The sequence below is a fragment of the Vreelandella sulfidaeris genome, assembly GCF_042429665.1.
Lineage (GTDB): Bacteria > Pseudomonadota > Gammaproteobacteria > Pseudomonadales > Halomonadaceae > Vreelandella.
Genome location: NZ_JBHMAC010000009.1, coordinates 109,264 through 132,908 on the forward strand (window position 1 = coordinate 109,264; position 23,645 = coordinate 132,908).

Consider the following 23,645-nt stretch of genomic DNA (forward strand, 5'->3'; position numbering starts at 1 on the left):
ACAATAGCCCGGCCTTTCTACCAAGGATTGCCGATGCTTGTTGAATTATTCGCCGTCATGGCACCTGTACTGGCCGGGGCGGGCCTGGGTTTTTTTTGGGTACGCTTAGGCCACCCCTACCCGGTCGATTTCATCACCCGGCTCGTCTTTAACATCGGTACGCCGTCATTAGTGCTGGCATCACTGGCAGGTGCTGATATTGACGCTGCCACCTTTGGCCAGACCATGCTGGCCGCCGCGCTGGTCATCATTACCATGGGGTGTGCGACCTTTGTAGTGGCGAAATTATTACGCCGCAGTTGGCGGGTACTGCTGGCCCCCATGATGTATCCCAATACGGGCAATATGGGTTTGCCTGTGGTGCTTTATGCCTTCGGCAGTGCTGGGTTTGCCTATGGCATTACCGTGATGGTGACCGTCTCGCTATTTCAATTCACGCTGGGCTCGGTGCTTAGCAGTCAGGGTAACCCGCTCAAGACGCTTCTCAAAACCCCCACGGTTTACGCCATTGCGCTTTCCATGACGTTACTGTTGACGGGAACGTCTCTCCCCCGCTGGCTGGCCAACACGGTGGATCTACTGTCAGGTCTCACGGTGCCGCTCATGCTCATTACGCTGGGTGTGTCGCTTGCCAGCATTCAGGTAAAAAACCTGCGCTCTGGACTTGGCTTTAGCCTGGTACGCGTACCCCTGGCGGCCACGGTGGCATGGTTAATCGCGGGCTGGGTAGGACTTCCGCCATTGGCACAAAGCATCTTGGTAGTACAAATGTGTATGCCGGTGGCGGTCTTTAACTATCTGTTTGCCCAGCGCGCCCAGCGCGAACCGATCTATGTCGCCAGTCTGGTATTTTGTTCAACGCTGTTAGCGCTGGTTTACGTGCCCGCGTTACTGGCATTACTCATGTAGCACAGGAACCCCGCCGGCTAAAATGAGTCTCTGCTAGACGACTAGCATTAGCGTGCAAAAAAACCAACGAGGTACGTTATGTATTATAAGAAAGCGCTTATCACTAACGTCTCACGGCTACCTGTGGTACTACTTTCTCGCATTATGTTTAGCGGGCTAGTGTTGACCTGTGCGATGAACACAGCGAATGCCGATATCGTGCATCCCTCGATTGAAACCGAGCATGTCAACGTTTCCATCGAGCGTATTGCGAATGGGCTAACGCACCCTTGGGCGGTCGCCTTTTTACCTGATGGCCGCTACCTGGTGAGCGAGCGAAGCGGGCAGTTAACGCTAATCGACCCTGCCAGCGGTGAAACACGCGCATTGGACGGCATGCCCGCCGTTAGCACTCACGGTCAGGGCGGTTTATTAGACCTGACATTGCATCCCGATTTTGGCAGCCAGCCTGGTGATGGGACCACCGATTGGATCTATTTCACCTGGAGCAAGCCTGATGGCAACCAAACCCGGTCGGCGCTATCACGGGTAGAATGGCTGGGCAATGAACTCGGTGAGGTCGAACACCTGTTTACTCAAAATATTGCCTCAGGCCCTGGTCGCCACTACGGCTCACGTCTCGCCTGGTTACCTGACGACACCTTATTGATGAGCATTGGCGATCGCGGCAGCGACCCACAACGTGCTCAAGCCCGTGATGACCATGCTGGCTCTACATTACGCCTTACCGCCACAGGCGAGGTGCCGGATGATAATCCGTTTACGGACGATGCCGACACTCTGGATCATCTCTATACCCTGGGGAATCGCAATATTCAGGGCATGACCACCCGCAGTAACGGTGATATTTGGGTATCGGAGCATGGCCCCCGTACCGGCGATGAGCTGAACCATATCGAAGCGGGCAATAATTACGGCTGGCCAGAGGTAAGCCTCGGCAATGACTATGCGACCAACGAGCCCATCGGTGCAGATTCACTGCCCGGCATGGTAGATCCTGTCTATGTGTTTGAAGGCCGTTTTGCGCCCGCCGGGCTTACTGAAGTGACCAGCGAGGCGTTTGGAGAGTGGCAAGGTAACTTATTGGTCGCGGGCCTCGGCAGTGAAAAGCTCCTTCGCCTACGTTTGGAGGATGATAAAGTAGTTGAAGAAGAGCTGATTTTAGAAGGACACATCGGTCGTATACGAGATGTCCGGCAAGGCCCTGACAATGCCATTTACTTGCTGACAGATGCCCCGCAAGGCGCCCTTTATCGGCTAGCCCCAACCAATCAGTAACGCTCTTTGCTCGTCCTTATAACACCATCATGGATGCCACATGCGACTACGCAATTTAATTATTTTAACGGTGATTGTGCCGTTATTTATCATCTTGGTGGTGTTCAGCTTAGTAGCGATTAAATCGCTTGAGGATAACGTCCGCTCAAAACTGCAAACGGAAGTGGAGATTATCACCCGTACGCTGAGCTCGTCGCTGAGTTACGCGGTGACGCCGGACAGCAGTACCCCACTGGAAGAGGCGTTGCAATCGGCGTTTTCCTTTCACCGCATTTATGGCGCTTATGTGTTTGACACTCAGGGGCGTGATATTTATGGATTGGGGCTTGGTAAGGATATTTTCAGCCAGGAAGAAATCCAGCAGGTCATCGAGCGTGATGACTTATATAGTAATTACCGACAGCACGAAGGCTGGAATTACTACTCTGCGTTGACACCCCTGCGCTCACAAGATGGCACTGTTTACGGGGTATTACAGGTCAACCGCCTCAATACCGGCATTGAGAACTATACTGGTTTTATCAGTATTGTGGCCGTGCTGGTATTTGTCGTTGGCGCGGCGGGCATTGTGTTTAGCATCTGGTGGGGATTTCGCCGCCATATTGAACGACCACTTAATCGGTTGCTACACGTGATGTTGCTGGTCGAGGATGGTGACCGTAGCCAGCGTGCCACCGAAGACGGCCCTACCGAGTACCGCCGCCTTGCCTCCGGGTTAAATGGTATGTTGGATTCAATGGCTGAGAAGGATCAAGAGATTGAGGATCGTCAGCGGCGTGAAATCGAACTTGAGAAACGTCTACGCAAATCGAAAAAACTGGCAGAGCTAGGCGTACTTGCCGCGGGGGTAGCCCATGAGATTGGCGCGCCGCTAACGGTCATAAATGGCCAGGCGCAGCGGCTGGCCAGGCGCGACGTGATTGGCGACGATGAACGTGCACGGCTGGGACGTATTCGCGGTGAAGTGGAGCGCATCGTTGAAATTGTACGCCAGTTGATGGAATTAGGTCGGCAGCATAATGTAGAGAAAGGGGAGCAGGCGCTTGACCAGCTTATTCGCAGCGCCAGCGATTTAGTAGAAGAAGAATTGGAACCACGCCGTATCCGTTTGGATATTGAATTACCGTCACCGACACCCAATTTATTTGTCAACGGTCAACAAATTGTGCAGGTGCTGACCAATTTGCTGCGAAATGCGGCGCAAGCTCCCCAGGTAAGCTGTATTCGTGTGCGTGCTCAACAGCAACACCATGAATTGACATTATGGGTGGAAGATAATGGTCCGGGGATACCCCCTTCCCATCACCATAAAGTGTTCGACCCATTTTTTACTACCAAACCTGTCGGGCAAGGCAGCGGTTTGGGACTCTCCATGGTACACCGAATTATAAATGACCACGGCGGTACGATTGGCGTGTTCAACAGCTCCCTAGGCGGCGCTGGATTTGAAATTACGCTACCCATCAGTGAAACCGCATCCACGTGAGGACAACGTTTGTGACCCATCAGGAACACCTTTTACCTTTGTTGGTGGTGGAAGATGACGCCGCTATACGTGAGCTATTAGAAGAAGAACTTCAGGATGCAGGCTATTCAACGCTGGGCGTTCCTAGCGCTGAAGAGGCAGTTGCCTTGCTAAGCCATACCACTGTATCACTGGTAATTACCGATGTGCGCTTGCCGGGCATGACGGGGATACAGCTTCTCCAGCAGTTACGCCAAGCAGGCAGTGAGCTTGGCATTATCGTCATTACGGCGTTTGGTACCATTGACCAGGCAGTGGAAGCGTTAAAACTTGGCGCTGATGATTTTTTAACTAAACCACTGGATCTGGACGCGATTAGAGACGCCGTCTTTCGCGTGCTGGAAAGGCAACGTTTGGCAGTTTCCCACGATACCGACATTAGCCACTTCCATGGCATCGTGGGTAAAAGCCAAGTGATGCAGGCCTTGTTTCATGACGCTTCTCGGCTCTCAAAAAGCGATGCCCCCATTCTGATATTAGGGGAAAGCGGCACCGGCAAAGAGCTGCTCGCCCGCGCCATTCATCAGGAAAGCCCACGTAACGATCAACCCTTCGTACCGGTCAATTGCGCAAGCATTCCCGCCGACTTGATGGAAAGCGAGTTTTTTGGGCATGTAAAAGGCGCTTTCACCGGCGCTAACGAAGCGCGCAAAGGGTTATTCCAAAGTGCCCAGGGAGGTAGTCTGTTTCTCGATGAAATCGGGGAAATGCCCATCAACCTCCAGGCAAAACTATTGCGTGCATTGCAGGAGAAAACCGTGCGCCCGGTGGGAGGCGAGCGTGAAGAACCCGTGGACGTGCGCATTATTGCCGCCACTCACCGTAACCTGGACAAGGAAATCGAGCAGGAAAACTTTCGAAGCGACTTATTTTATCGCTTAGAAACCTTTTCGCTGCGCATCCCTCCGCTACGTGAGCGAGGCACTGATATTGAGCATTTAGTATTTGCCCTTATCGATAAGCACGCAGAGGCGCAGAACAAGCAGATAGAGCAAATCGAGCCCGAAGCACTCAACCTGTTGCTTAATTACACCTACCCCGGCAACGTACGCGAATTGGAAAACGCCATTATGCGCGCCGTTACGCTGAGCGAAGATGGCTCACTTAACCATAAAGACCTTCCCGAGCGGCTGCGTGAACAATCCACTCCTGAGAGCGGCACTCCGCTGGTGCCTACATTAAGTGGTGAAGTAGTGGCGGGAAGTCAGCTACCCACGCCCCCGCCGATCCGCTGGCCAAGCCTGGAAGAAGTCGAAAAGCGTTATATAAATAAGGTATTAGAAGCAACGGGTGGCAATAAGCGGCGTACGGCAGAGGTACTTGGCATTGCGCGCAGAACGCTCTACCGCCGCCTTGAAGATAACGAAGAGTAGTCGCTAACGTTAGCCGCACGCGACTTAGCGTCGGCTAACGTCGTTTTGCTGGCTAACGGTTTATTCCGTCACGCCCTCGCCTGGCGCTTCAGCGGCAGGGTCACTATCCAGCGCCATCGGCCCGGTATCAATAGGCTCTTGCTTTTCAGGCTCGGCACTCGTTTCGGGAGGAGCGCTCTCTCCACACCCAGAGAGCGAACCCGCTGCCAATAACGCCACCAGCAGACCAGCAAAAAACCGCATATTGAATTTCAGTGACATCATGTCCTATTTTCTCCTTCGTTGGCGTCAGTCCACGCTATTTACGACGATACTGATTTATCCTACCGGCCTTCTCACCGTCGTCCTGATTAACTATCGCTCTGATTAACCATCGTCCTGATTAAACCATCGTCCTGATTAACCATCGTCCTGATTAACCATAGCTCTGACGAACTAGATTGCCAGTTTCATTAACCCTTTGCGGATAGAGGGATGAAAGACTAAAACGGCTCAACGTCCATGCATCAGTGAATAAAAAAACCCCCGCGGGCGCGGGGGCGGAAAGGATGATAGACCGAGTGGAGCAGCCGCAGGGAACAAACAGCTGGTGCGATCTACCATCGTAGGGAACGGTACTTACTCACTAACATGCTCGAAAACACTTATTCTCGAAAAAATTCATGCTCGAAAACACTCATTCTCGAAGCCCTATCACTACTGGTTACTGGACGTAGTCTGATCGTCTTCAGGTGCATTATCTTCCGTGCCCGGCATTGGGTCGGTACCTTCACCGAATCCAGGCTCGTCCTGCTCTGTATTAACAGTCCCTTCAGCTGGCTCATCCATCATGTCATCAGGCATGCCTTCATTAGCAGCCGCCGGTTGAGGATCTACACCAGTACTTTGGTTAGCAGCCCCTTCATCCATTGGCTCTTCTTCTAAGCCAGGATCTTGCTGCAAGGTAGACTGTTCATTGACGCCTGGATCAGTTGGTTCGGTCGCGTCCTGCTCTAAGGGAGAAGGCTCTTCATCAGGCACTACAGGCTCTTCATTATCACCACAGCCCGCTAATGTCAGCACGCTTGCTGCCGTTACCATCATGGCAATGGTTAACCAGCGGGGACGCTTTGCAAAAAGCTCACCGTTACTGTTGTCACGTTGCTTGCCTTTCATACACGCCTCCATTGCAATCTCGACGAGAGATATAGCTCCATTAAACGATAAACGTACTTACAAACGTAAATGACACACTGTAACTATTTCCTATATTCAACCACATACACACAACATGCCAAAAACAAAAAATAAATAATTAATTATTTAAAAAACAATTATTTATAAAAATATATTTCTGGACATTTATCTTCCTAAAGACTTTTTCATATGGGTACAAAATGACACATGTAGCATTATCACCACCGTTGAGCGAGGCGTTGTGACACACAGGCGTTAGCTATGTATAATAATTATTAATAAATAACCCAACTCAAGATCTTATTTACTTATGAATGGCGTGGTGGCGCTGTCATTCTTGTCTTACTGGGGCACGTTCAGGCCCAGCCAGGATAAGGCAACGCAGTAACCTCGCGCTCGCGCGCCCATTCTTCCCAACCAAAAGGCACCGTCGATGGACGAGACAAGACCCGTCAAAATTAAAGTGCGCGGCTTAAGCAAAGTCTTTGGCAAGCAACCACAAAAAGCCTTAGAGCTTCGCAACCAAGGCATGAAGCGTCCTGAAGTATTGGAAAAAACAGGTCAGACACTGGGACTTTCCAATATTTCATTCGATGTCTATGAGGGCGAACTTCTGGTCATCATGGGGCTTTCTGGCTCAGGTAAGTCGACGTTGATTCGCTGCCTTAATCGGCTGATTGATACCACCGAAGGCGAGATCATCATCGATGGCGAGAATATCCCGACGCTTAATGAGAAAGCGCTGCTTGAATGCCGCCGCCGCCATTTCTCAATGGTTTTCCAAAACTTTGCTCTGTTTCCCCACCGTACTGTGCAACAAAATGCTGAATTTGGTCTAGAAATCCGCGGTATCGAGAAATCAAAACGCCAGCAAATCGCCCACGATTCGCTCAAGCAAGTAGGTCTAGAAGGCTGGGAAGACGCTTACCCCAACCAGCTTTCCGGCGGCATGCAGCAACGCGTTGGGCTGGCTCGCGCGCTAGCAAACGATGCGACTGTACTATTAATGGATGAAGCCTTTTCAGCGCTCGATCCACTAATACGCAAAGACATGCAGCAAGAGCTATTACAGCTGCAGTCCAAGATGCAGAAAACAACGGTATTTATCACCCATGATCTGGATGAAGCGCTCAACATTGGCGATCGTATCGTGTTGCTTAAAGATGGCGAAGTAGTGCAAATCGGGACGCCTGAAGAGATCCTTACCAAGCCAGCAGACGATTATGTACGCCGCTTTATAGAAGGCGTTGACCGGTCACGCATTTTGACCGCTGAAAGTGCTATGCGCCCTCTTCGCTCAACGGCCCGTGATAGCGACGGCCCTCGCACGGCTCTACACCGTATGCGCGATCACAGTATTGATTCTATCTATGTCATCGACCGCGACCGCCGACTTCTAGGCCTGCTTGAGGCCGATGCCGCCAGCCGCGCTATCGATGAAGGTGCCGACTCGATCCTGGGCTATTTAACCCAGGATTTCCGCACGGTTCCCCGGGAAGAACCCCTGAGTCACCTGTTTGCCATGTTCAGTGAAAAGAGCTTCCCCATCGCTGTTATTGACCAAGAACAGCAGTTGCTTGGCGTCGTGGTAAAAGGCGCTGTACTTGATGAACTAGCACGAGCAGGAGAACAATAATGGATATCCCACGTATTCCGCTAGGCAATTGGATTGAAAGCGGCTTGACTTGGCTGACCAGCGAATACTCCTCGGTTACCCGCGGTATTTCCCGTTTTACTCAAACGGGCATCGATGTCCTAAACGATAGTTTGATGTGGCTGCCTGAGTGGGCCCTGCTGGGGTTGATTGCACTGCTCTGCTGGAAATTAGCAGGTATTCGTTTAGCGATCGGCGCCGTCGCTGGCTTAGCGTTGATCTGGAACCTGGGTCTCTGGAACCCGATGATCGAAACGCTCACGCTGGTGGTCTTTGCAACCCTTGTCGCTGTGGTGATTGCCCTGCCCGTGGGTATAGCAGCAGCCCTATCAGAACGGCTTTACCGAGTCATCATGCCGATTCTCGACTTTATGCAGACCATGCCTGCGTTCGTCTATTTGATTCCAGCCATTCCCTTTTTCGGCATTGGCTCCGTATCCGCCATTTTTGCCACGGTCATCTTTTCAATGCCCCCCGCGATTCGTTTTACCACCCTGGGCATTCGCCAAGTGCCGGTAGAGCTTATTGAAGCCGCTGATGCGTATGGTGCTACCCGTGGGCAAAAGCTGTTTAAAGTCCAGCTGCCGTTATCGCTCCCCACCGTGATGGCCGGCATCAACCAAACGATTATGCTCGCCCTCTCAATGGTGGTGATCGCCGCGATGATCGGCGCCGATGGGCTAGGCAGCGAAGTATGGCGTGCCATCCAGCGCTTGCGTCCCGGTGATGGTTTTGAAGCAGGTATCGCGGTGGTGATTCTAGCCATGCTGCTTGATCGCTTGACGCAATCACTGAGAAAAACACGCCAATAGAGCAACATGGTAGCCAGTGCGTTGAGCCATACGCTTGATAAGTTGCTTCTGGCTACTCATGCTGTAGTGAGTATCAGTAGTAGGTAACGACAGTAGGTAACGACAGTAAGTAACAATAATAGGTAGCAATAAGTAACAACATTAACGATTACACCCAAGGGAGAAAGTGAATGAAATGTCACACATTGAACCAACGTATCCGTCTTGCGTCGCTGGCCCTATTGGCCGGTGCAGGGGTCGCCGTTAGCAGCGCAGCTCAGGCCGAAGAAGATAAAGGCACGGTTAACCTCGCCTACGTGGAGTGGTCTTCTGAAGTGGCGTCTACTAACGTCATCGCTGCGGTACTTGAGCAAGCGGGCTTCGAGGTGGACCTAACCTCACTGTCGGCAGCTGCCATGTTCCAGGCGCTATCAACCGGTGATGCGGATGCTATTGTGGCTGCTTGGCTACCGACTACCCATGCCGACTACATGGAGCGCGTGGGCGATAACCTTGAAGACCTAGGCCCTAACCTTGACGGTACCAAGCTAGGTCTCGTCGTGCCCTCGTACACCGAGGTAGACTCTATTGCAGAGCTTAACAACAACGCCGACAGCTTTAATGGCGAGATCATCGGTATTGACCCCGGCGCAGGCCTAATGGCGCTGTCCGAAGAGGTTGTGGATACCTATGACCTTGAGCTGAATCTGCGTAGCGGCAGCGGGGCAACGATGACCGCGGCGTTGGCTAGCGCGATTAACAACGAAGAGAATATCGTGGTTACCGGCTGGACGCCGCACTGGATGTTTGCCCGTTTTGATCTTAAATATCTAGAGGATCCTGAAAACGTATTTGGCGGTGCCGAACAGATCCATACCGTCGTTCGTCAAGGTTTGGAAGATGACATGCCTGAAGCCTATGCGATTCTTGATGCGTTTGAATGGACACCTGAGCAAATGGGTGAAGTGATGCTCATGAACCAGGAAGATGGCAGCGACCCCTACGAAAACGCAAAACAGTGGGTTGAAGAAAACCAGGACGTCGTGGAACAGTGGCTCGATAGCTAATACGCTATTCATAGGCCACCAGCGTTGACAAGGTAATCCGTTACCTTGTCAACGGCAGAGCGGGGCAGATAACGCGCCGCTCTGCGTGGTGAACTTATTCACCTGATTGAGATGCACCAAGCCGTTAAACTACATTGCTATCACGGTAAAGCATGTCGGGAGCTTCGTATGTTTACTAACATCATGGTACCGGTAGATCTTGCTCACCTAGAGGCACTTGAGCCCGCGTTAGATGTTGTCGCCAACATGGCCAAGCAATACGACACGCGTATTACTTATGTCAGCGTCACGGCTAACACTCCCTCCAGCATCGCGCGCACACCTCAAGAGTATGAGCAAAAACTGGAAGCGTTCGCACAAGAACGGCATAAGGTTCATGGCCAGCCGGTAAGCATTAAGGTATATAGCTCGACAGATCCAGTCGCCAATATCGATTCGCTACTGGAGAAAGCCATTGCCGAGGTTAATGCCGATCTGGTAATGATGGCGACCCACTTGCCTCGTCATCTGGATATCGTGATGCCGTCTCATGGTGGCAAGCTTGCGACACATACCGACGTATCCGTTTTTTTGATCAGAATGGGTCAATGAATTCGCGCTACCGTTTAATGTTGCCGATGAATCTATACTCATCATTGCAATAACACATGTTTATAATGGGTCATTCTGGATAATGACCCATACTTAATAATGCCAAAGGGAGCATCTTTGTGGATAAAAAACCGCAAAATCGATCGCCTGATGAGCAGGCCTCAGAGGGCATACCTGCCCCTAATGGCCCGGCGAATCTAATTGATACCGATTACGTGATCGGCCAAGACAATATCACCACCACGACCATGGGGCTCAACCTTGATCTTCATGGCAAGGTATTCAGTATTTCGGCCGTTGTGGTGTTGCTATTTGTGGTGCTAACACTGGCGCTACAGGACACCATCTCACCTATTTATGATGCCATTTTCGCCTTTTTGACCGGCAATCTGGCTTGGTTCTTTATTTTAGCGGCCAATATATTCGTCATTTTGTGTATTGGTTTGATCTTCTCGCCTCTGGGTAAAATTCGTATTGGCGGCGCCGACGCCAAGCCTGACTTTACCTATATGGGCTGGTTCTCGATGCTGTTTGCGGCCGGCATGGGCATTGGCCTGATGTTCTTTGGTGTGAATGAGCCACTGACTCACTTTGGCACCTCGTTTGAAGGCGGCAGCTGGGCTCCGCTAGCAGGCGCCGAGGGTGACGCTGCAGGCGCTGCGGCGTTAGGCATGGCCGCCACTATTTTCCACTGGGGCCTTCACCCCTGGGCGATTTACGCGGTCGTCGCTCTCTCTTTGGCGCTGTTTTCGTTTAACAAGGGCTTACCGCTTTCCATGCGCTCGGTGTTTTATCCAATCTTGGGTGAGCGCGTTTGGGGCTGGCCAGGTCACTTAATTGATATTCTTGCCGTCTTTGCCACGCTATTTGGTTTGGCCACGTCACTGGGCTTGGGTGCCACTCAAGCAGCAGCGGGCCTCACCTATTTGTTTGGTGCACCGGAAAGCGATATCACCATGATCTTATTGATCATCGGCATTACGATCATTGCTATCGGTTCAATCCTGGCAGGTGTCGACAAGGGTGTGCAGCTACTCTCCAAGATCAACATTGCCATGGCAGCACTGCTGCTGTTCTTCGTGATCGCAGTAGGCCCCACCCTGCTGATTGCGACGGGCTTCTTTGAGAACCTGTGGAGCTATGTGGTTCACTTACCCGCTCTATCGAACCCTTTCGGTCGTGAAGATGCTAATTTTAGCCAAGGCTGGACAGCCTTCTATTGGGCATGGTGGATTTCCTGGTCTCCTTATGTCGGTATGTTTATTGCGCGCGTATCGCGTGGCCGCACCGTCCGCGAGTTCTTGGTATCGGTATTAATCGTGCCTTCGGTCGTCTCGGTCCTGTGGATGACAACATTCGGCGGTACCGCCATTGACCAGTATGTAAGCCAAGGTATTGAGGCCGTGCGTGATGCTGGCGTTGATTTACAGCTATTTATCATGCTGGAGCAACTGCCGCTGTCACAAATTACCTCGTTCATCGCGATTGTCTTGGTGATTATCTTTTTTGTGACGTCTTCAGACTCCGGTTCGCTGGTAATTGATTCCATTACCGCAGGTGGCAAGGTCGATGCGCCGAAACCACAGCGCGTGTTCTGGGCAATTATTGAGGGCGCTATTGCCATTGCGCTGCTGCTCGGTGGCGGCCTGACCGCCCTGCAAACCATGGCCGTGTCCACCGGTTTCCCGTTCACGATCATTTTGTTAGTGGCGTGTTATGCCATCATCAAAGGATTAATGAGCGAGCCGAAAGCCGTGTAGTGTTGCGTGACACTTAGCTAGTAAGCAAACGGGCAACCCATTGGGTTGCCCGTTTTCGTTTTGCTTGCTACACATCTAATGGCTTCAGCACCAAATATCTTTCAGCGGCGTTTCCGGTCGGTAATGCGTCGCGATTTGTGCCTGTAATAGCTCAGCCGTTGCCAGCGCATCCACCAACGCATGATGCCCCTGATAAGCGGGCAGACCATAACGCTCCCGGCTAGCGTGGAGTCGTATTGAAACCGGCGGGCGCCCCAGCCAGCGGCGAAAACGTGCCCACAGGGTTTGGCGGTGAAGCCTAGCTTCCAACGACATCGTGTCAATCATTGGAAACAGCACCCCCTCCCCACGCCGGGCCTTGACCGCCGCCTCTAAAAAGGGGCGTTCAATATTGCGAAAATGCACCACGACGAGCTTCCCCGCCAGCTGCGCCAGCAGAGGATTCAGAATATCGTCCAAGTCTGGCGCATGGGCGATTTCTGAGTGAGTAATATGATGATAGGCAATCGAGGCTTCTGCCAATGGCCGCGAAGGATTAACCACCCAATAGCGCCGCTCAGCCAGTTTGATGCGGTTTAATGTAAACGGCACCAGGCCAACGCTGATAATCGCATGGCGCCGCTCATCAAGCCCCGTGGTTTCCATATCCATCGCCACCATCGGCACCTCACTAATGGGCGTCTCGGGGTCAGGAAGCGGCGTGCTAAAAAATTGTTGGATCGCCGTACTGGATGCTCGCTGGGCCCGCTGTGCCATGTAACCAGCCCAGTCGGCCTGTTTGATTTTTTGCCGTGGACGTATGCCATTCATCTCAACGCCCCTGCCGCTTAACGGGCATTGGATAACGGAATTTTAGAAATTTTTGCGCGTTACTCAGCACCTGGAACGCATCTTTGAGGGTATGACGCTCGCTATCGGCGACGTTTTCAGGCTCGATATTGTTATCCGGCTGTCGATCTTCCTGTAGATCAATCATCTGATGGCGCAGCCGCGACATGCATAAAAACTCAAACGCATAGCTTAGCTTGTCACTCATGCCGGTCGCCAACAGCTGCGTATTATTAATATCATGTAAACGTTGAAAAGAGTTCTGTGCTTTGGAGCCACAGGCCAATGCGTGAATTCGCACCAAATCGACCATAGGAGCAGTACCCCGCCGCTTCAAGTTGATGGAGTTATTGTGCTTGCCATCTTGCTCCATCACAAAGGTCCTGAAAAACCCAAGGGGCGGTGTGCGATTTAAGGCATTACGTGCCATGGCCGCTAAAAATAGCGGTGATGAGGGCGCCGTTTCAGCAATCAGGTCTTGCAGCGCTTCCACATAGTGGTCTTCTCCATAGCAGCTATCCAGATCAAAGAAAATCGAGCTATGCAGCAACCTCTCAGGAGTGGGATTGGCCATCCAATCCTGAAAGTAGCGCTTCCATACGCTTAATGGCTGACGCCACTGCGAGTTGGTTGCCATGATGTCACCCTTACAATAAGTGTAACCGCAGGCATCCAAGCCATCGCTGACAATTTTTGCCAGGTTATAAAAATAGTCGTCATGCTGCTCAGGAATGAACTCATCGGACAGGATCAGGGCATTATCCTGATCGGTGACTATGCTTTGCTCATTGCGCGCCATTGAGCCATTGACCATAAAGCAGTAAGGAACCGGTGGTGGGCCTAGCTCGGCTTCCGCCATTTCCAGTAATCGGCGTGTAAAGCTGCGTCCTATGGTGGAAAGCGCGCTTCCTACCATCTGCGAGCTCGCATCCTCTTGCACCATGCGTACAAATGCAGCGCCCACATCCGGCGCTAAACGTGCCAACCCTTGAACGCTGGACTGATGAAAAATGTTGCTGACCAAATAGAGCCCGCTATGCGTCTCATAGCGGATAATATCGGAAAGATGCACGACGCCCACCGGGCGTTGACGATACAGGACAGGCAGATGGTGCACATTACTGCGCAGCATGGTTAGCATGGCTTCATAGACTGAAGCATCCGATTGAATAGCGATGAGTCGCGAAGACACTACCTCGCCCACCGGTGTCTGTGGCGAAAGACCTTCCGCCACGACACGCGTCCGAAAATCGCTATCGGTTAAAATTCCGCACATTTCCCAGGTTTGGCCTTCGCTATCTTTAAAACTGTAGCGAGGATTCTCTTTGCCCTCTTTTAATACCAGTAACGCCGAGGCTTGGGCCTCACTCATTTGCAAAGCGGCTTGCTGAACGGTAGTGGACACTTCAACCATCACCGGATAACGGGTCAGCAGCTTGCGGATTCGCGTCACCATCATATCGTTGGACTTTTTCTGCTGTTCAGCAACCGTTTCTAGCCGCGGACGCTCCAATTCCACAAAATCGGCAAAATCGTTATCCTCATCACACAACCGCTGAAAGACCGCATTGGGAATGAAATAAATCAGGGTGTCTTCTATCGCCTTCGCAGGGAAGCGTACTTTATGGTTACGCAGTAGGCTGAAGTGGCCAAAAATATCGCCCTCCCCCAGCCGATTATATAATTCCCCTTGGCTACGATAGACTTCCACAGCACCGCTGCGGATATAGCAAAGCTCATGGAGCATCTCGTTGAGTGCTAAAATATCGCTGCCGGTTTTGAAGTAGCTCACCTCTACCTGTTCAGCAATAGCATCAAGAAGATCATCCGACAGCCCATCAAATGGGGGAAAGCGCCCCATATGTTGACGTATTTCTAACAGTTCAACATCCATACGGCCTCCTTGGGCTTGTCGGTTAAGATACCACCTGAAGTGTGGCGGGAAGAGTATGGTAGGTAAACCCCCATCACCAACGATGGGGTCATATAACATCGCCCAGCATAAAAAAAGCCCGGTGCAGTCAGCACCGGGCTTTGGAGGGCAACACTAAACAGATAAAGGAGTAACCACTATTCGTAATAGCTGTGCCAGCCATACGAAATAGCGATATTTATGACTGGTTAGCCATCTCCTGAACGCGCTGCATCATCTCTGGATCTTGCTGAATAGATTGACCGATGGCGTTGAAGGTATCAACATCCAGGCCACTGTCTTCAACCACTTGGATCATGCGGTCGTTAGCTTCGGTGCGAACATCCTGTTGCGCTGATTGGTCTTCCGCTTCCTGCAGACGCTGAGTGTATTCTTGAGAAATAACCGCGATTTCTTGAGCAGCATCGGCAAACTGCTGGAGTTGCTCGTCAGAAAAATCTTGAGCAGGCGCTGCTTGCTGAGTCGCCATGGAATCCTGGGCGGGATCTTGCGCTTGCTGGGCGTGGGCAGTCGCCGTCATTAAGCCGGTTGCGAGCAGTGCAGCAGAAAATAGAGCAGCCATACGTTGCATAATAAGAAACCTCATTCGTGCGTTGTGAATGTCCCACTGTGACGCATCACGTACCTTCAGGTTCAATTTAATATGTAATCAATAGTTACAAAAAGAACTTTATGTAAGCAAAGCCAACTTACCTAATCAGCACGGACAGAAAATGACAAGGTTATTCAAAGAGTTAAGATCAAGCAATCTAAAGGCTGCGGGGCTAACCATCATGCCAGCACTTTTTGTTCTGCTATGGAGTACGGGGTTTATCGGCGCCAAATTTGGCCTTCCCTACGCAGAGCCTTTTACGTTTTTATTTATGCGTTTTGTACTCACGCTACTGCTATTAATACCGTTAGTAATAGTAATGGGTGTTTCATGGCCATCTTCACTTAAGTTATGGAAAAATATCGCCATATCGGGTCTTCTAGTGCATGGCGCTTATTTGGGCGGCGTTTTTTATGGTATCTACCTGGGCATGCCCGCAGGGTTAGCAGCGTTGCTGGTCGGCCTTCAGCCACTATTAACCGCTGCATGTGCAGGGCCATTGTTAGGTGAAAAGCTGGTGCGTCGCCAGTGGCTGGGATTAGCGCTCGGGCTGGCGGGTATCAGCTTAGTGCTAGGCAGCCAGCTCGACATTGGTGAATCTCTATTCGATGGGTTTGGTATTAATGCGCTGTTAAGCGTGATCGTTGCTTTAATCGGCATTTCACTTGGCACGCTGTACCAAAAAAAATACTGCACTAGCATGCCACTGCTTTCCGGGGCCGTTATTCAGTACTTGGCAGCAGGTGTTCTACTTGGTTTAGGGGCACTGTTATTTGAAACGCGCCAGGTGCAGTGGAGCGTTACCTTTATGTTGACCCTGGGCTGGCTAGTGTTGATTCTGTCAATTGCCGCTATTCTGTTATTGATGGCCTTGATAAAAAAAGGGGAGGCCTCGCGTGTCGCGAGTCTTTTTTATCTGGTGCCACCGGTCACTGCGCTGCAGGCGTGGTGGCTATTTGATGAACATATTCCGCTATTAGGCTTACTGGGGATGTTGATCGCCATTATCGGGGTGGTGATGGTGATTCGAAAACCCATTCTCAGACAATAAGACGGCAGCAATAGTTTAAGGGTTTGAAAAATGGCAGTACAACATCACTGTGCCAGAGTAAATGGGGTGTGCAACCGCTGCGATTCGCCGGTGCCTTTTTTATTTACGATGGCGTTTCAACCTATCGTCGATATTAGCGAGCGGAAGATTGTTTACTACGAAGCATTAGTGCGCGGCCCCAATGGTGAATCTGCTTTTTCGATTCTAGAGCAAGTGACTGATGACTTGATGTACCGGTTCGACCAGGCTTGCCGAATCAGAGCAATCGAACTGGCCAGCGAACTGGGCATGCAAGAACGACTGTCGATTAACTTTCTACCCAACGCCGTATATGAACCAAAAGCCTGCATTCAGGCTACCCTGGAAACCGCTCAGCGGGTTGGCTGGCCGTTTGAACGGCTCAATTTCGAGATTACTGAAACCGAACGCGTTCGTGACCGCATGCACATGCGTAAAATCATCGATAGCTACCGCGAAATGGGGTTTACCACCTCGTTGGATGACTTCGGCAACGGTTATGCCAACCTTGATCTATTAACGGACCTGCAGCCAGATACGTTAAAAATAGACCGCGACCTGATCATCAACTGCGATAGTGACCCACGCCGTCAGTCCATACTGCGCAGCATTGTCGCCCTGGCTAATACGTTAGGTACGCAGCTCATTGCCGAAGGAATAGAGACCCGAGAGGAGTCGCGCTGCCTACTGGAGTTAGGGATACCCGTCCAGCAGGGATTTTATTTTTCCTACCCTAACCTGGAAGCATTAGCGGTCATTGATGATTCCAAATACGACTAGACAGAACTACGAGCAGACAAACTACCAAGCGCCTATAGATGCTCTAAATAACCAGCCCCACCCAAGTTGCGCATTTGCTGACGTATCCATTGGCTGCGCCGCTCTACCTGTGCATCGGGGCGCGCCGCACTTCGCGTAAGCGGGCTAGGTAAAATCGCTGCCAGCAGACTCGCCTGGCGCTCAGTCAGCGACTGGGCAGAAACGCCGAAATAGTGCTGAGCAGCGGCCTCAATACCAAACACGCCACGATCCCACTCGGCGACATTAAGGTAGACTTCCAAAATTCGCTGCTTACTCCAGAACAGCTCAATCAACAGCGTAAACCACGCCTCAAGCCCCTTTCGCGTCCAGCTACGACCCGTCCACAAGAAGACGTTTTTAGCCGTTTGCTGGCTTAACGTGCTGGCACCACGCAATTTACCGCCATCACGGCTCGCCAGGAAGGCCCGGCGCAATTCGACGAAATCAAAACCACTGTGGTGCGGGAAGCGCTGATCTTCAGCGGCAATCACGGCTATCTTGGCGTTAGCAGAAAGCGAATCCCAATCGCGCCACTCGCGCTGGAGGCGAAGTGGGTCGCTATGCACCCAGCTCTGTACCTTACGCTCAACCATGACCATCGACCCTGGTGGCGGAACCACACGAAATAGCAACACGAACGCTACTGACACCAAGGCAAAGAGCAAAACGCCGCGCCAAACCATACGCCATACTTGGCGCATAAAACGACGCAGCGTGCGATTGAACATCCGACTATCCTTAACGCTTCAAGAGATGATCTGCATGATAGCGCAAATGATCCTCAATGAACGAGGCAATGAAGAAGTAGCTATGATCGTAGCCCGGTTGACGACGCAGCGTTAAAGGATGATCGTGCTCGTCGCAAACAGCTTCCAAGCGCTCGGGCTGGAGTTGCTCTTCCAAGAATTGATCCGCCTCCCCCTGATCGATGAACAGACGTTGACGCGATGCCCCATTGGCCACCAGCTCGCAGGCATCGTACTGGCGCCAGCGTGACTGATCGTCACCTAAATAAGCGTTAAACGCTTGCTGACCCCATGGGCAATTCATCGGGTTAACCACCGGTGAAAAAGCGGATACCGAGCTGAAACGTCCTGGATGACGCAGTGCCAGGATCAACGCACCGTGACCTCCCATCGAATGGCCGCTGATAGATTCGCGCCCATTGACCGGAAAATGCTGACGTACAACGGAAGGCAGCTCCTCAATGACGTAATCGTACATACGGTAATGAGACTTCCATGGCGACTCTGTGGCGTTGACGTAAAACCCAGCGCCCGAGCCCAAGTCATAACTTTCATGTTCGCCAGGCAAATCGGTGCCACGCGGGCTGGTATCCGGGCAAACGATAGCGATCCCCAGCTCAGCGGCTAGACGATGCGCGCCCGCTTTTTGCATGAAGTTTTCGTCATTGCAGGTTAGCCCTGACAACCACCATAGCAGCGGTACGCGTTCGTTTTCCGCCTGTGGCGGCAGGTAAACAGCAAATACCATGTCGCAGTCCAGCGCACGTGAGTAGTGGCGGTAGCGCTTATGCCAGCCGCCGAAACTACGGTTGGCGGACACCAGTTCTAAGGTTTCACTCATGCTCATGGGCAGGGTTCCTTTAAATGCAGCAAACGCGGCAGGTCTTCCCTACCGCGCTTTAGCGTTTCCAACGTACTTACCATACTACTTAAAAAAGCAGAAAGTCGTTATCAACAAGGCAAAAGATGGCGTTTAAAAGCGTCCGCCATCAGCCTACCAACCATTAGTAGTGCAGCACAGTACGGATACTCTTGCCTGCATGCAGTAACTCAAACGCTTCGTTGATTTTCTCGAACGGCATATCGTGAGTGATGAAATCATCGATGTTGATCTCACCGTTCATATAGCGATCAACGTAGCCCGGCAGTTCGCTACGCCCTTTAACACCACCAAAGGCCGAGCCTTTCCAGACGCGTCCGGTCACCAGCTGGAAGGGCCGAGTTGAGATCTCTTCGCCAGCGCCAGCAACGCCGATCACGATTGATTCACCCCATCCCTTGTGGCAGCACTCCAGAGCCGAACGCATCACGTTAACGTTACCAATACACTCGAAGGAGTAGTCAACGCCGCCATCCGTTTGATCCACGATCACCTGTTGAATGGGATCACTGTAATCTTTTGGATTAATAAAGTCGGTGGCGCCAAACTGTTTGGCCAGCTCAAATTTATCCGGGTTGACATCGACCGCGATAATTTTCGATGCTTTCGCCATCACCGCCCCTTGAATGACCGCCAGTCCAATGGCGCCCAATCCAAACACGGCAATCGTACTACCCGGCTCCACCTTAGCAGTATTCAAGACAGCGCCTATCCCTGTCGTGACACCACAGCCTAGCAGGCAGATTTTATCCATCGGGGCTTCTTTCGACACCACTGCCAGGGAGACTTCAGGCAATACGGTGTATTCACTAAAGGTAGACGTCCCCATATAGTGGTGCAGCATTTTACCATCGAGGGAAAAACGCGACGTACCGTCGGGCATTACCCCTTTACCCTGAGTAGCGCGCACGCTGCCACACAGGTTGGTTTTACCCGAGAGGCAGAACTTACACTTGCCACACTCGGCGGTATAAAGCGGAATCACATGGTCGCCAGGCTTGAGGCTTGTGACACCCTCGCCAACTTCCTGCACCACACCCGCCCCTTCGTGACCGAGTACAGCAGGAAAGTTACCTTCAGGATCAGCGCCGGAAAGCGTGTAGGCATCCGTATGGCATACGCTCGTGGCAGCCATTTTTACCAGCACTTCACCCGCCTTCGGGCCTTCAACGTCAATTTCTATCAGCTCAAGCGGCTTACCCGCCTCCAATGCAACAGCTGCGCGTGATTTCATGTTGGCTCCTAAATGTACGTGACTATCAAAACAAGCATGTAGACGTTAATCGTCAGTGGCTATCGGCCCAAACTCAACTGGCAACCAGCGATAGCCTTCTTCCTCTTTTACGATATGACCAATACCTGGGAATGGCATATGGGCACCCGCTATCCAGTGCTTATCTTCAACGGCACTTTCGAGCACACTTTCACGTGTGCGAATAGCCTGCTCGGGGTCGGAATCAAACTCAATGGCGACCGTAGGATCGGCAAATTGAACGCCATAACTATGCACCACATCGCCCCATACCAGCATGGCATCATCATCACTATTGAGCATAAAGCTGGTGTGCCCGGCAGTGTGCCCGTGGGTATCGTGAGCAACAATGCCCATCAGTACTTCATCGCCTGCGGTGAAAGGCTTGAACCGGCCTGAGGCCTGGTAAGGCGCAACCGCGTTTTGGGCCATTTCAAAGAAAGCTTGATTACCTTCGGGAGCCGCTGCTGCGCGCTCCTCATCCAGCCAAAAATCCGCATCAGCTTGGCTGGCGCGTAGCTCGGCCTGCGGATAAACCGCTTCGCCGTTTTCATCAGCCAAACCGCACACGTGGTCAGGGTGCAGATGGGTCATCAATACCGTATCGACCTCGTCTGGCGAATAGCCTGATGCGCGCAGGTTGCTTTCCACTTGTCCAAGCGTGGGGCCAAAGCAGGCAGCAGAACCGGCATCGACTAGCACCAGGTTCTCGCCAGTATGAATAAGGAACGCATTGACGGCAGTTTGCATTCCGCTCTCTGCATCAATAAAGAGAGTATTTAGGTGACGGAGAATCTCATCCTGCTCCATGCCTTTCAGCAATGACGTATCGATAGTGGTCTGACCGTCATAAAGCGCGGTGACTTCATACTCCCCCACCATCATTCTAAACCAGCCAGGGGCTTGCTCTTGCTGCTGGCTGGGCAGTTCCGCCTGTGCGCTAACGGCGCTCATCGAAAACGCCAACGTACCTACAGTCCACTTAATCAGAGATTTGGACATAGCCTATACCCTCCGTTGATATGTGAGTAATGGTAGCAGTGTAAGTCAGCTAGGCACTGTTGATAAAGCGGGATACACTCATAAGATTATTGTCACTGAGCAACAATCGTCATCATCCCAAGGAGTTGGCATGCAGCACTGGAGCAGAATTGAGGCCTTTGTTGAAGTGGTTCGGTTAGGCACATTTTCTGCCGCTGCACGTCACTTGAATGTATCTACCTCCCATATCAGCCGCTTGGTGAGCCAGCTTGAAAATCAACTGGGCGTGCAGCTGCTTTATCGCACCACCCGCCAGATCCGTTTGACCGATGCCGGCGCTACCTATGAGGAACACTGCCGCCATCTGTTTGATGGCCTGCGCGATGCAGAGCAAGCGCTGAGCGAGCTCCAAGCCAAGCCCAATGGGTTGCTGAAACTCACCTCCGCCACCACCTTCGGTGAGCGTTTTATCGCGCCGCTGGTTAATGAGTTTCAGGCGCTGCACCCCCAGCTAGACGTTCATATGCACTTTACCAACCGACCCGTGGCGTTGATTGAAGAAGGCTACGATATTGCTATTCGAATGGGGGTATTAAAAGATTCCAGCTTGATCGCCAGGCGCCTTTGCGATCGGCGCGAGTACATCGTTGGCTCTCAAGATTACTTTCGCCAAGCGCCGCGCCCCCATACGCTGGGTGAACTTAGCCAGCACCGCTGTTTGATCGGCTCACGGCCCAACTGGCTATTTGAAGTGAACGGGCAACGTCGAGAAGTGCGTGTTGAGGGGCGCTGGAGCGGAAACTCAGGGCCTGCGCTATTAGATGCGACGCGCAAAGGATTAGGACTTGCTCAGTTACCTGACTACTACGTGGCCCCCTATCTGGCCAGCGGAGAGTTAGTGGCAGTACTCGAACCGTTTCAGCACCACGATACCGCCGTCTGGGCGGTGTATCCTCGCCACCGCCACATGTCACCCAAAATTCGCCAACTGGTTGATTATCTGGTCACCAATATTGACCGCTTATTGCCTAAAAACGCGCTTATTTAGCACTCTATAGCGTTAACAGCGAGCCCGCCTTTGGATGTTTCCTTGTATTTATCCTGCATATCGCGACCGGTATCGCGCATGGTACGAATCACTTTATCCAGCGATATAAAATGCTCACCATCACCATGTAACGCCATGCGAGCAGCATTAATTGCTTTGACGGAGGCGATGGCATTGCGCTCAATACAGGGCACCTGCACAAGGCCACCTACCGGGTCGCAGGTCAGGCCCAAATTGTGTTCCAAGCCGATTTCGGCCGCATTTTCTACTTGACCAGGCGTCCCCCCCAGCACCTCGGCAAGACCGGCAGCTGCCATCGCACAAGCAGAACCCACCTCGCCCTGGCAGCCCACTTCTGCGCCAGAAATCGAGGCATTCTTTTTGCACAGAATACCCACGGCTCCGGCGGTCAACAGAAAGTCCACGACATCACTTTCACTAGCCTCCGGTTCAAACTTTAAGTAGTACGCCAACACGGCGGGCACAATGCCAGCAGCACCGTTGGTAGGCGCCGTGACCATACGTCGCCCGGCGGCATTCTCTTCATTAACCGCTAGCGCAAAGACGTTAACCCAATCCATCACCGTAAAGCTGGACACAATCAAACGCTGATTAACGGGCGGATTTAGTAATTGTTGATGCAGCGATTGCGCACGGCGACGAACGTGCAGCCCCCCTGGTAAATGACCCGTCGCTCGTAGGCCATTTTCAATACTGTCACTCATCGCGCGCCAAATGGTCAGCAGCTCTTCGCGAATAGCCGTCTCGCTGCGCCAGGCTTTCTCATTTTCAAGCATCAACTGGCTAATCCGCAGTTGGTGCTGCTGGCATAAGGCAAGTAACTCCGTAGCCGTATTGAAGGGATACACTAGCGGCGTGCTGTCTTCACCCACCTCACCTTGATCGGCTTTGGCCTGATCGACATAGAAGCCGCCACCCAGCGAATAAAACGTATTGGTCGCAAGGAGCTTTTTATCCTCATAAGCGCTCACTATCATCGCATTAGGGTGAAACGGTAGACATGACTCATCCCACTCCACGTCGGTCGCAGGATCAAAGGCCACCTGCTGACCATTAGCAAGCAACAAAGGCTCACCGTCATTCAGCCTTTGCAAGCGCGTGGCGATGCTGTCCGGCTCAATCTGCTCAGGCGTTTCCCCCATCAGCCCCATGATGACGGCTTGATCGGTCCCATGCCCCACCCCAGTTGCAGCCAGGGAGCCATGCAGCCTTACCACTACCCGAGTCACGTTAGTGTCGTCTAGCGCCAGGGCAAAGTCGCGCGCGGCTCGCATAGGACCCACCGTATGAGAGCTGGACGGCCCAATGCCAATACGGAAAAGATCAAACACACTAATAGCCATACCTCCCCCCTCTCAGAAAGTTGTTAT

At 52.1% G+C, this 23,645-nt stretch carries 22 protein-coding genes; 12 read left to right on the forward strand and 10 right to left on the reverse strand.

Features of this window, described 5'->3' with window-relative positions; translation table 11 throughout:
- Positions 1–33 precede the first annotated feature (33 nt).
- The 4 genes from ACFFLD_RS04585 to ACFFLD_RS04600 all read left to right on the forward strand — a co-directional run bounded on the left by ACFFLD_RS04585 (position 34) and on the right by ACFFLD_RS04600 (position 5,085).
- Positions 34–909 (forward strand): AEC family transporter, encoded by an 876-nt coding sequence (locus ACFFLD_RS04585; protein WP_386037236.1) that lies wholly within the window; start codon positions 34–36, stop codon positions 907–909.
- 144 nt (positions 910–1,053) lie between these two features.
- Positions 1,054–2,187: a PQQ-dependent sugar dehydrogenase gene (locus tag ACFFLD_RS04590; RefSeq protein WP_386037425.1), complete on the forward strand. Its 1,134-nt coding sequence runs from the start codon at positions 1,054–1,056 to the stop codon at positions 2,185–2,187.
- Positions 2,188–2,227: 40 nt separating this feature from the next.
- Positions 2,228–3,673: a HAMP domain-containing sensor histidine kinase gene (locus ACFFLD_RS04595; protein ID WP_386037239.1), complete on the forward strand. Its 1,446-nt coding sequence runs from the start codon at positions 2,228–2,230 to the stop codon at positions 3,671–3,673.
- 11 nt (positions 3,674–3,684) lie between these two features.
- Positions 3,685–5,085 carry a sigma-54-dependent transcriptional regulator gene (locus ACFFLD_RS04600; RefSeq protein WP_386037242.1) on the forward strand — a complete coding sequence of 467 codons (1,401 nt, stop codon included), beginning with the start codon at positions 3,685–3,687 and terminating at the stop codon, positions 5,083–5,085.
- 60 nt (positions 5,086–5,145) lie between these two features.
- Here the strand turns inward: ACFFLD_RS04600 and ACFFLD_RS04605 are convergent, their stop codons facing one another.
- Positions 5,146–5,349, reverse strand: coding sequence for a hypothetical protein (locus ACFFLD_RS04605; protein ID WP_386037245.1), 204 nt, complete (start codon positions 5,347–5,349; stop codon positions 5,146–5,148).
- 432 nt (positions 5,350–5,781) lie between these two features.
- Positions 5,782–6,240, reverse strand: a complete 459-nt coding sequence (locus ACFFLD_RS04610) for a hypothetical protein (protein WP_386037248.1) — start codon at positions 6,238–6,240, stop codon at positions 5,782–5,784.
- 454 nt (positions 6,241–6,694) lie between these two features.
- Here ACFFLD_RS04610 and ACFFLD_RS04615 point away from each other — a divergent pair, with 454 nt between their 5' ends.
- The 5 genes from ACFFLD_RS04615 (at position 6,695) to ACFFLD_RS04635 (ending at position 12,124) form a co-directional block, all read left to right on the forward strand.
- Positions 6,695–7,897, forward strand: a complete 1,203-nt coding sequence (locus ACFFLD_RS04615; protein ID WP_386037250.1) for a quaternary amine ABC transporter ATP-binding protein — start codon at positions 6,695–6,697, stop codon at positions 7,895–7,897.
- Entirely contained in the window at positions 7,897–8,727 is an 831-nt protein-coding gene (locus tag ACFFLD_RS04620) for an ABC transporter permease (RefSeq protein WP_386037253.1), read from the forward strand. The genes ACFFLD_RS04615 and ACFFLD_RS04620 overlap by 1 nt, the downstream gene beginning before the upstream one ends.
- A gap of 170 nt (positions 8,728–8,897) precedes the next feature.
- Positions 8,898–9,773, forward strand: a complete 876-nt coding sequence (locus tag ACFFLD_RS04625) for a glycine betaine ABC transporter substrate-binding protein (protein ID WP_386037256.1) — start codon at positions 8,898–8,900, stop codon at positions 9,771–9,773.
- Between the two features lie 168 nt (positions 9,774–9,941).
- Positions 9,942–10,364, forward strand: a complete 423-nt coding sequence (locus ACFFLD_RS04630; RefSeq protein WP_386037259.1) for a universal stress protein — start codon at positions 9,942–9,944, stop codon at positions 10,362–10,364.
- A gap of 119 nt (positions 10,365–10,483) precedes the next feature.
- The gene (locus ACFFLD_RS04635) at positions 10,484–12,124 is read left to right on the forward strand and encodes a BCCT family transporter (protein ID WP_386037262.1); all 1,641 of its coding nucleotides are present in this window, start codon (positions 10,484–10,486) and stop codon (positions 12,122–12,124) included.
- A gap of 84 nt (positions 12,125–12,208) precedes the next feature.
- Here the strand turns inward: ACFFLD_RS04635 and ACFFLD_RS04640 are convergent, their stop codons facing one another.
- The 3 genes from ACFFLD_RS04640 to ACFFLD_RS04650 form a co-directional block, all read right to left on the reverse strand.
- Positions 12,209–12,934 (reverse strand): 3'-5' exonuclease, encoded by a 726-nt coding sequence (locus ACFFLD_RS04640; protein WP_386037264.1) that lies wholly within the window; start codon positions 12,932–12,934, stop codon positions 12,209–12,211.
- A 1-nt stretch (position 12,935) separates the two neighbouring features.
- Entirely contained in the window at positions 12,936–14,846 is a 1,911-nt protein-coding gene (locus ACFFLD_RS04645) for a DUF294 nucleotidyltransferase-like domain-containing protein (RefSeq protein ID WP_386037267.1), read from the reverse strand.
- A 217-nt stretch (positions 14,847–15,063) separates the two neighbouring features.
- Positions 15,064–15,456 carry a DUF4168 domain-containing protein gene (locus ACFFLD_RS04650; protein ID WP_386037269.1) on the reverse strand — a complete coding sequence of 131 codons (393 nt, stop codon included), beginning with the start codon at positions 15,454–15,456 and terminating at the stop codon, positions 15,064–15,066.
- Between the two features lie 202 nt (positions 15,457–15,658).
- On the opposite strand from ACFFLD_RS04650, the gene ACFFLD_RS04655 reads away from it, so the two are divergent.
- Together ACFFLD_RS04655 and ACFFLD_RS04660 are read left to right on the forward strand one after the other, a co-directional pair.
- Positions 15,659–16,528: a DMT family transporter gene (locus tag ACFFLD_RS04655; protein WP_386037272.1), complete on the forward strand. Its 870-nt coding sequence runs from the start codon at positions 15,659–15,661 to the stop codon at positions 16,526–16,528.
- Positions 16,529–16,558: 30 nt separating this feature from the next.
- On the forward strand, positions 16,559–17,326 hold the full coding sequence (locus ACFFLD_RS04660) for an EAL domain-containing protein (protein ID WP_446753352.1): 768 nt from the start codon (positions 16,559–16,561) through the stop codon (positions 17,324–17,326).
- A gap of 32 nt (positions 17,327–17,358) precedes the next feature.
- Here the strand turns inward: ACFFLD_RS04660 and mtgA are convergent, their stop codons facing one another.
- From mtgA to ACFFLD_RS04680, 4 genes are all read right to left on the reverse strand, one after another.
- Positions 17,359–18,075: a monofunctional biosynthetic peptidoglycan transglycosylase gene (mtgA, locus tag ACFFLD_RS04665; RefSeq protein ID WP_386037275.1), complete on the reverse strand. Its 717-nt coding sequence runs from the start codon at positions 18,073–18,075 to the stop codon at positions 17,359–17,361.
- Between the two features lie 10 nt (positions 18,076–18,085).
- Positions 18,086–18,940: an S-formylglutathione hydrolase gene (gene fghA, locus ACFFLD_RS04670; protein WP_386037278.1), complete on the reverse strand. Its 855-nt coding sequence runs from the start codon at positions 18,938–18,940 to the stop codon at positions 18,086–18,088.
- A gap of 157 nt (positions 18,941–19,097) precedes the next feature.
- On the reverse strand, positions 19,098–20,207 hold the full coding sequence (locus tag ACFFLD_RS04675) for an S-(hydroxymethyl)glutathione dehydrogenase/class III alcohol dehydrogenase (RefSeq protein WP_386037281.1): 1,110 nt from the start codon (positions 20,205–20,207) through the stop codon (positions 19,098–19,100).
- Between the two features lie 45 nt (positions 20,208–20,252).
- Entirely contained in the window at positions 20,253–21,227 is a 975-nt protein-coding gene (locus ACFFLD_RS04680; protein WP_386037284.1) for an MBL fold metallo-hydrolase, read from the reverse strand.
- Positions 21,228–21,357: 130 nt separating this feature from the next.
- On the opposite strand from ACFFLD_RS04680, the gene ACFFLD_RS04685 reads away from it, so the two are divergent.
- Positions 21,358–22,254, forward strand: coding sequence for a LysR family transcriptional regulator (locus ACFFLD_RS04685; RefSeq protein ID WP_386037287.1), 897 nt, complete (start codon positions 21,358–21,360; stop codon positions 22,252–22,254).
- On the opposite strand, the gene ACFFLD_RS04690 is transcribed toward ACFFLD_RS04685, so the two are convergent.
- Positions 22,251–23,618 carry an L-serine ammonia-lyase gene (locus ACFFLD_RS04690; protein WP_386037290.1) on the reverse strand — a complete coding sequence of 456 codons (1,368 nt, stop codon included), beginning with the start codon at positions 23,616–23,618 and terminating at the stop codon, positions 22,251–22,253. The two genes, ACFFLD_RS04685 and ACFFLD_RS04690, sit on opposite strands and share 4 nt — an antisense overlap.
- Positions 23,619–23,645: the final 27 nt, after the last annotated feature.

Excerpts from the sequence above, each read along its gene's own strand:
- ACFFLD_RS04585 (WP_386037236.1), top strand. The coding sequence starts at position 34 with ATGCTTGTTGAATTATTCGCCGTCATGGCACCTGTACTGGCCGGGGCG.
- ACFFLD_RS04590 (WP_386037425.1), top strand. The coding sequence starts at position 1,054 with ATGTTTAGCGGGCTAGTGTTGACCTGTGCGATGAACACAGCGAATGCC.
- ACFFLD_RS04595 (WP_386037239.1), top strand. The coding sequence starts at position 2,228 with ATGCGACTACGCAATTTAATTATTTTAACGGTGATTGTGCCGTTATTT.
- ACFFLD_RS04605 (WP_386037245.1), bottom strand. The coding sequence starts at position 5,349 with ATGATGTCACTGAAATTCAATATGCGGTTTTTTGCTGGTCTGCTGGTG.
- ACFFLD_RS04610 (WP_386037248.1), bottom strand. The coding sequence starts at position 6,240 with ATGAAAGGCAAGCAACGTGACAACAGTAACGGTGAGCTTTTTGCAAAG.
- ACFFLD_RS04615 (WP_386037250.1), top strand. The coding sequence starts at position 6,695 with ATGGACGAGACAAGACCCGTCAAAATTAAAGTGCGCGGCTTAAGCAAA.
- ACFFLD_RS04620 (WP_386037253.1), top strand. The coding sequence starts at position 7,897 with ATGGATATCCCACGTATTCCGCTAGGCAATTGGATTGAAAGCGGCTTG.
- ACFFLD_RS04625 (WP_386037256.1), top strand. The coding sequence starts at position 8,898 with ATGAAATGTCACACATTGAACCAACGTATCCGTCTTGCGTCGCTGGCC.
- ACFFLD_RS04630 (WP_386037259.1), top strand. The coding sequence starts at position 9,942 with ATGTTTACTAACATCATGGTACCGGTAGATCTTGCTCACCTAGAGGCA.
- ACFFLD_RS04640 (WP_386037264.1), bottom strand. The coding sequence starts at position 12,934 with ATGAATGGCATACGTCCACGGCAAAAAATCAAACAGGCCGACTGGGCT.
- ACFFLD_RS04645 (WP_386037267.1), bottom strand. The coding sequence starts at position 14,846 with ATGGATGTTGAACTGTTAGAAATACGTCAACATATGGGGCGCTTTCCC.
- ACFFLD_RS04650 (WP_386037269.1), bottom strand. The coding sequence starts at position 15,456 with ATGCAACGTATGGCTGCTCTATTTTCTGCTGCACTGCTCGCAACCGGC.
- ACFFLD_RS04655 (WP_386037272.1), top strand. The coding sequence starts at position 15,659 with ATGCCAGCACTTTTTGTTCTGCTATGGAGTACGGGGTTTATCGGCGCC.
- ACFFLD_RS04660 (WP_446753352.1), top strand. The coding sequence starts at position 16,559 with ATGGCAGTACAACATCACTGTGCCAGAGTAAATGGGGTGTGCAACCGC.
- mtgA (WP_386037275.1), bottom strand. The coding sequence starts at position 18,075 with ATGTTCAATCGCACGCTGCGTCGTTTTATGCGCCAAGTATGGCGTATG.
- fghA (WP_386037278.1), bottom strand. The coding sequence starts at position 18,940 with ATGAGCATGAGTGAAACCTTAGAACTGGTGTCCGCCAACCGTAGTTTC.
- ACFFLD_RS04675 (WP_386037281.1), bottom strand. The coding sequence starts at position 20,207 with ATGAAATCACGCGCAGCTGTTGCATTGGAGGCGGGTAAGCCGCTTGAG.
- ACFFLD_RS04680 (WP_386037284.1), bottom strand. The coding sequence starts at position 21,227 with ATGTCCAAATCTCTGATTAAGTGGACTGTAGGTACGTTGGCGTTTTCG.
- ACFFLD_RS04685 (WP_386037287.1), top strand. The coding sequence starts at position 21,358 with ATGCAGCACTGGAGCAGAATTGAGGCCTTTGTTGAAGTGGTTCGGTTA.
- ACFFLD_RS04690 (WP_386037290.1), bottom strand. The coding sequence starts at position 23,618 with ATGGCTATTAGTGTGTTTGATCTTTTCCGTATTGGCATTGGGCCGTCC.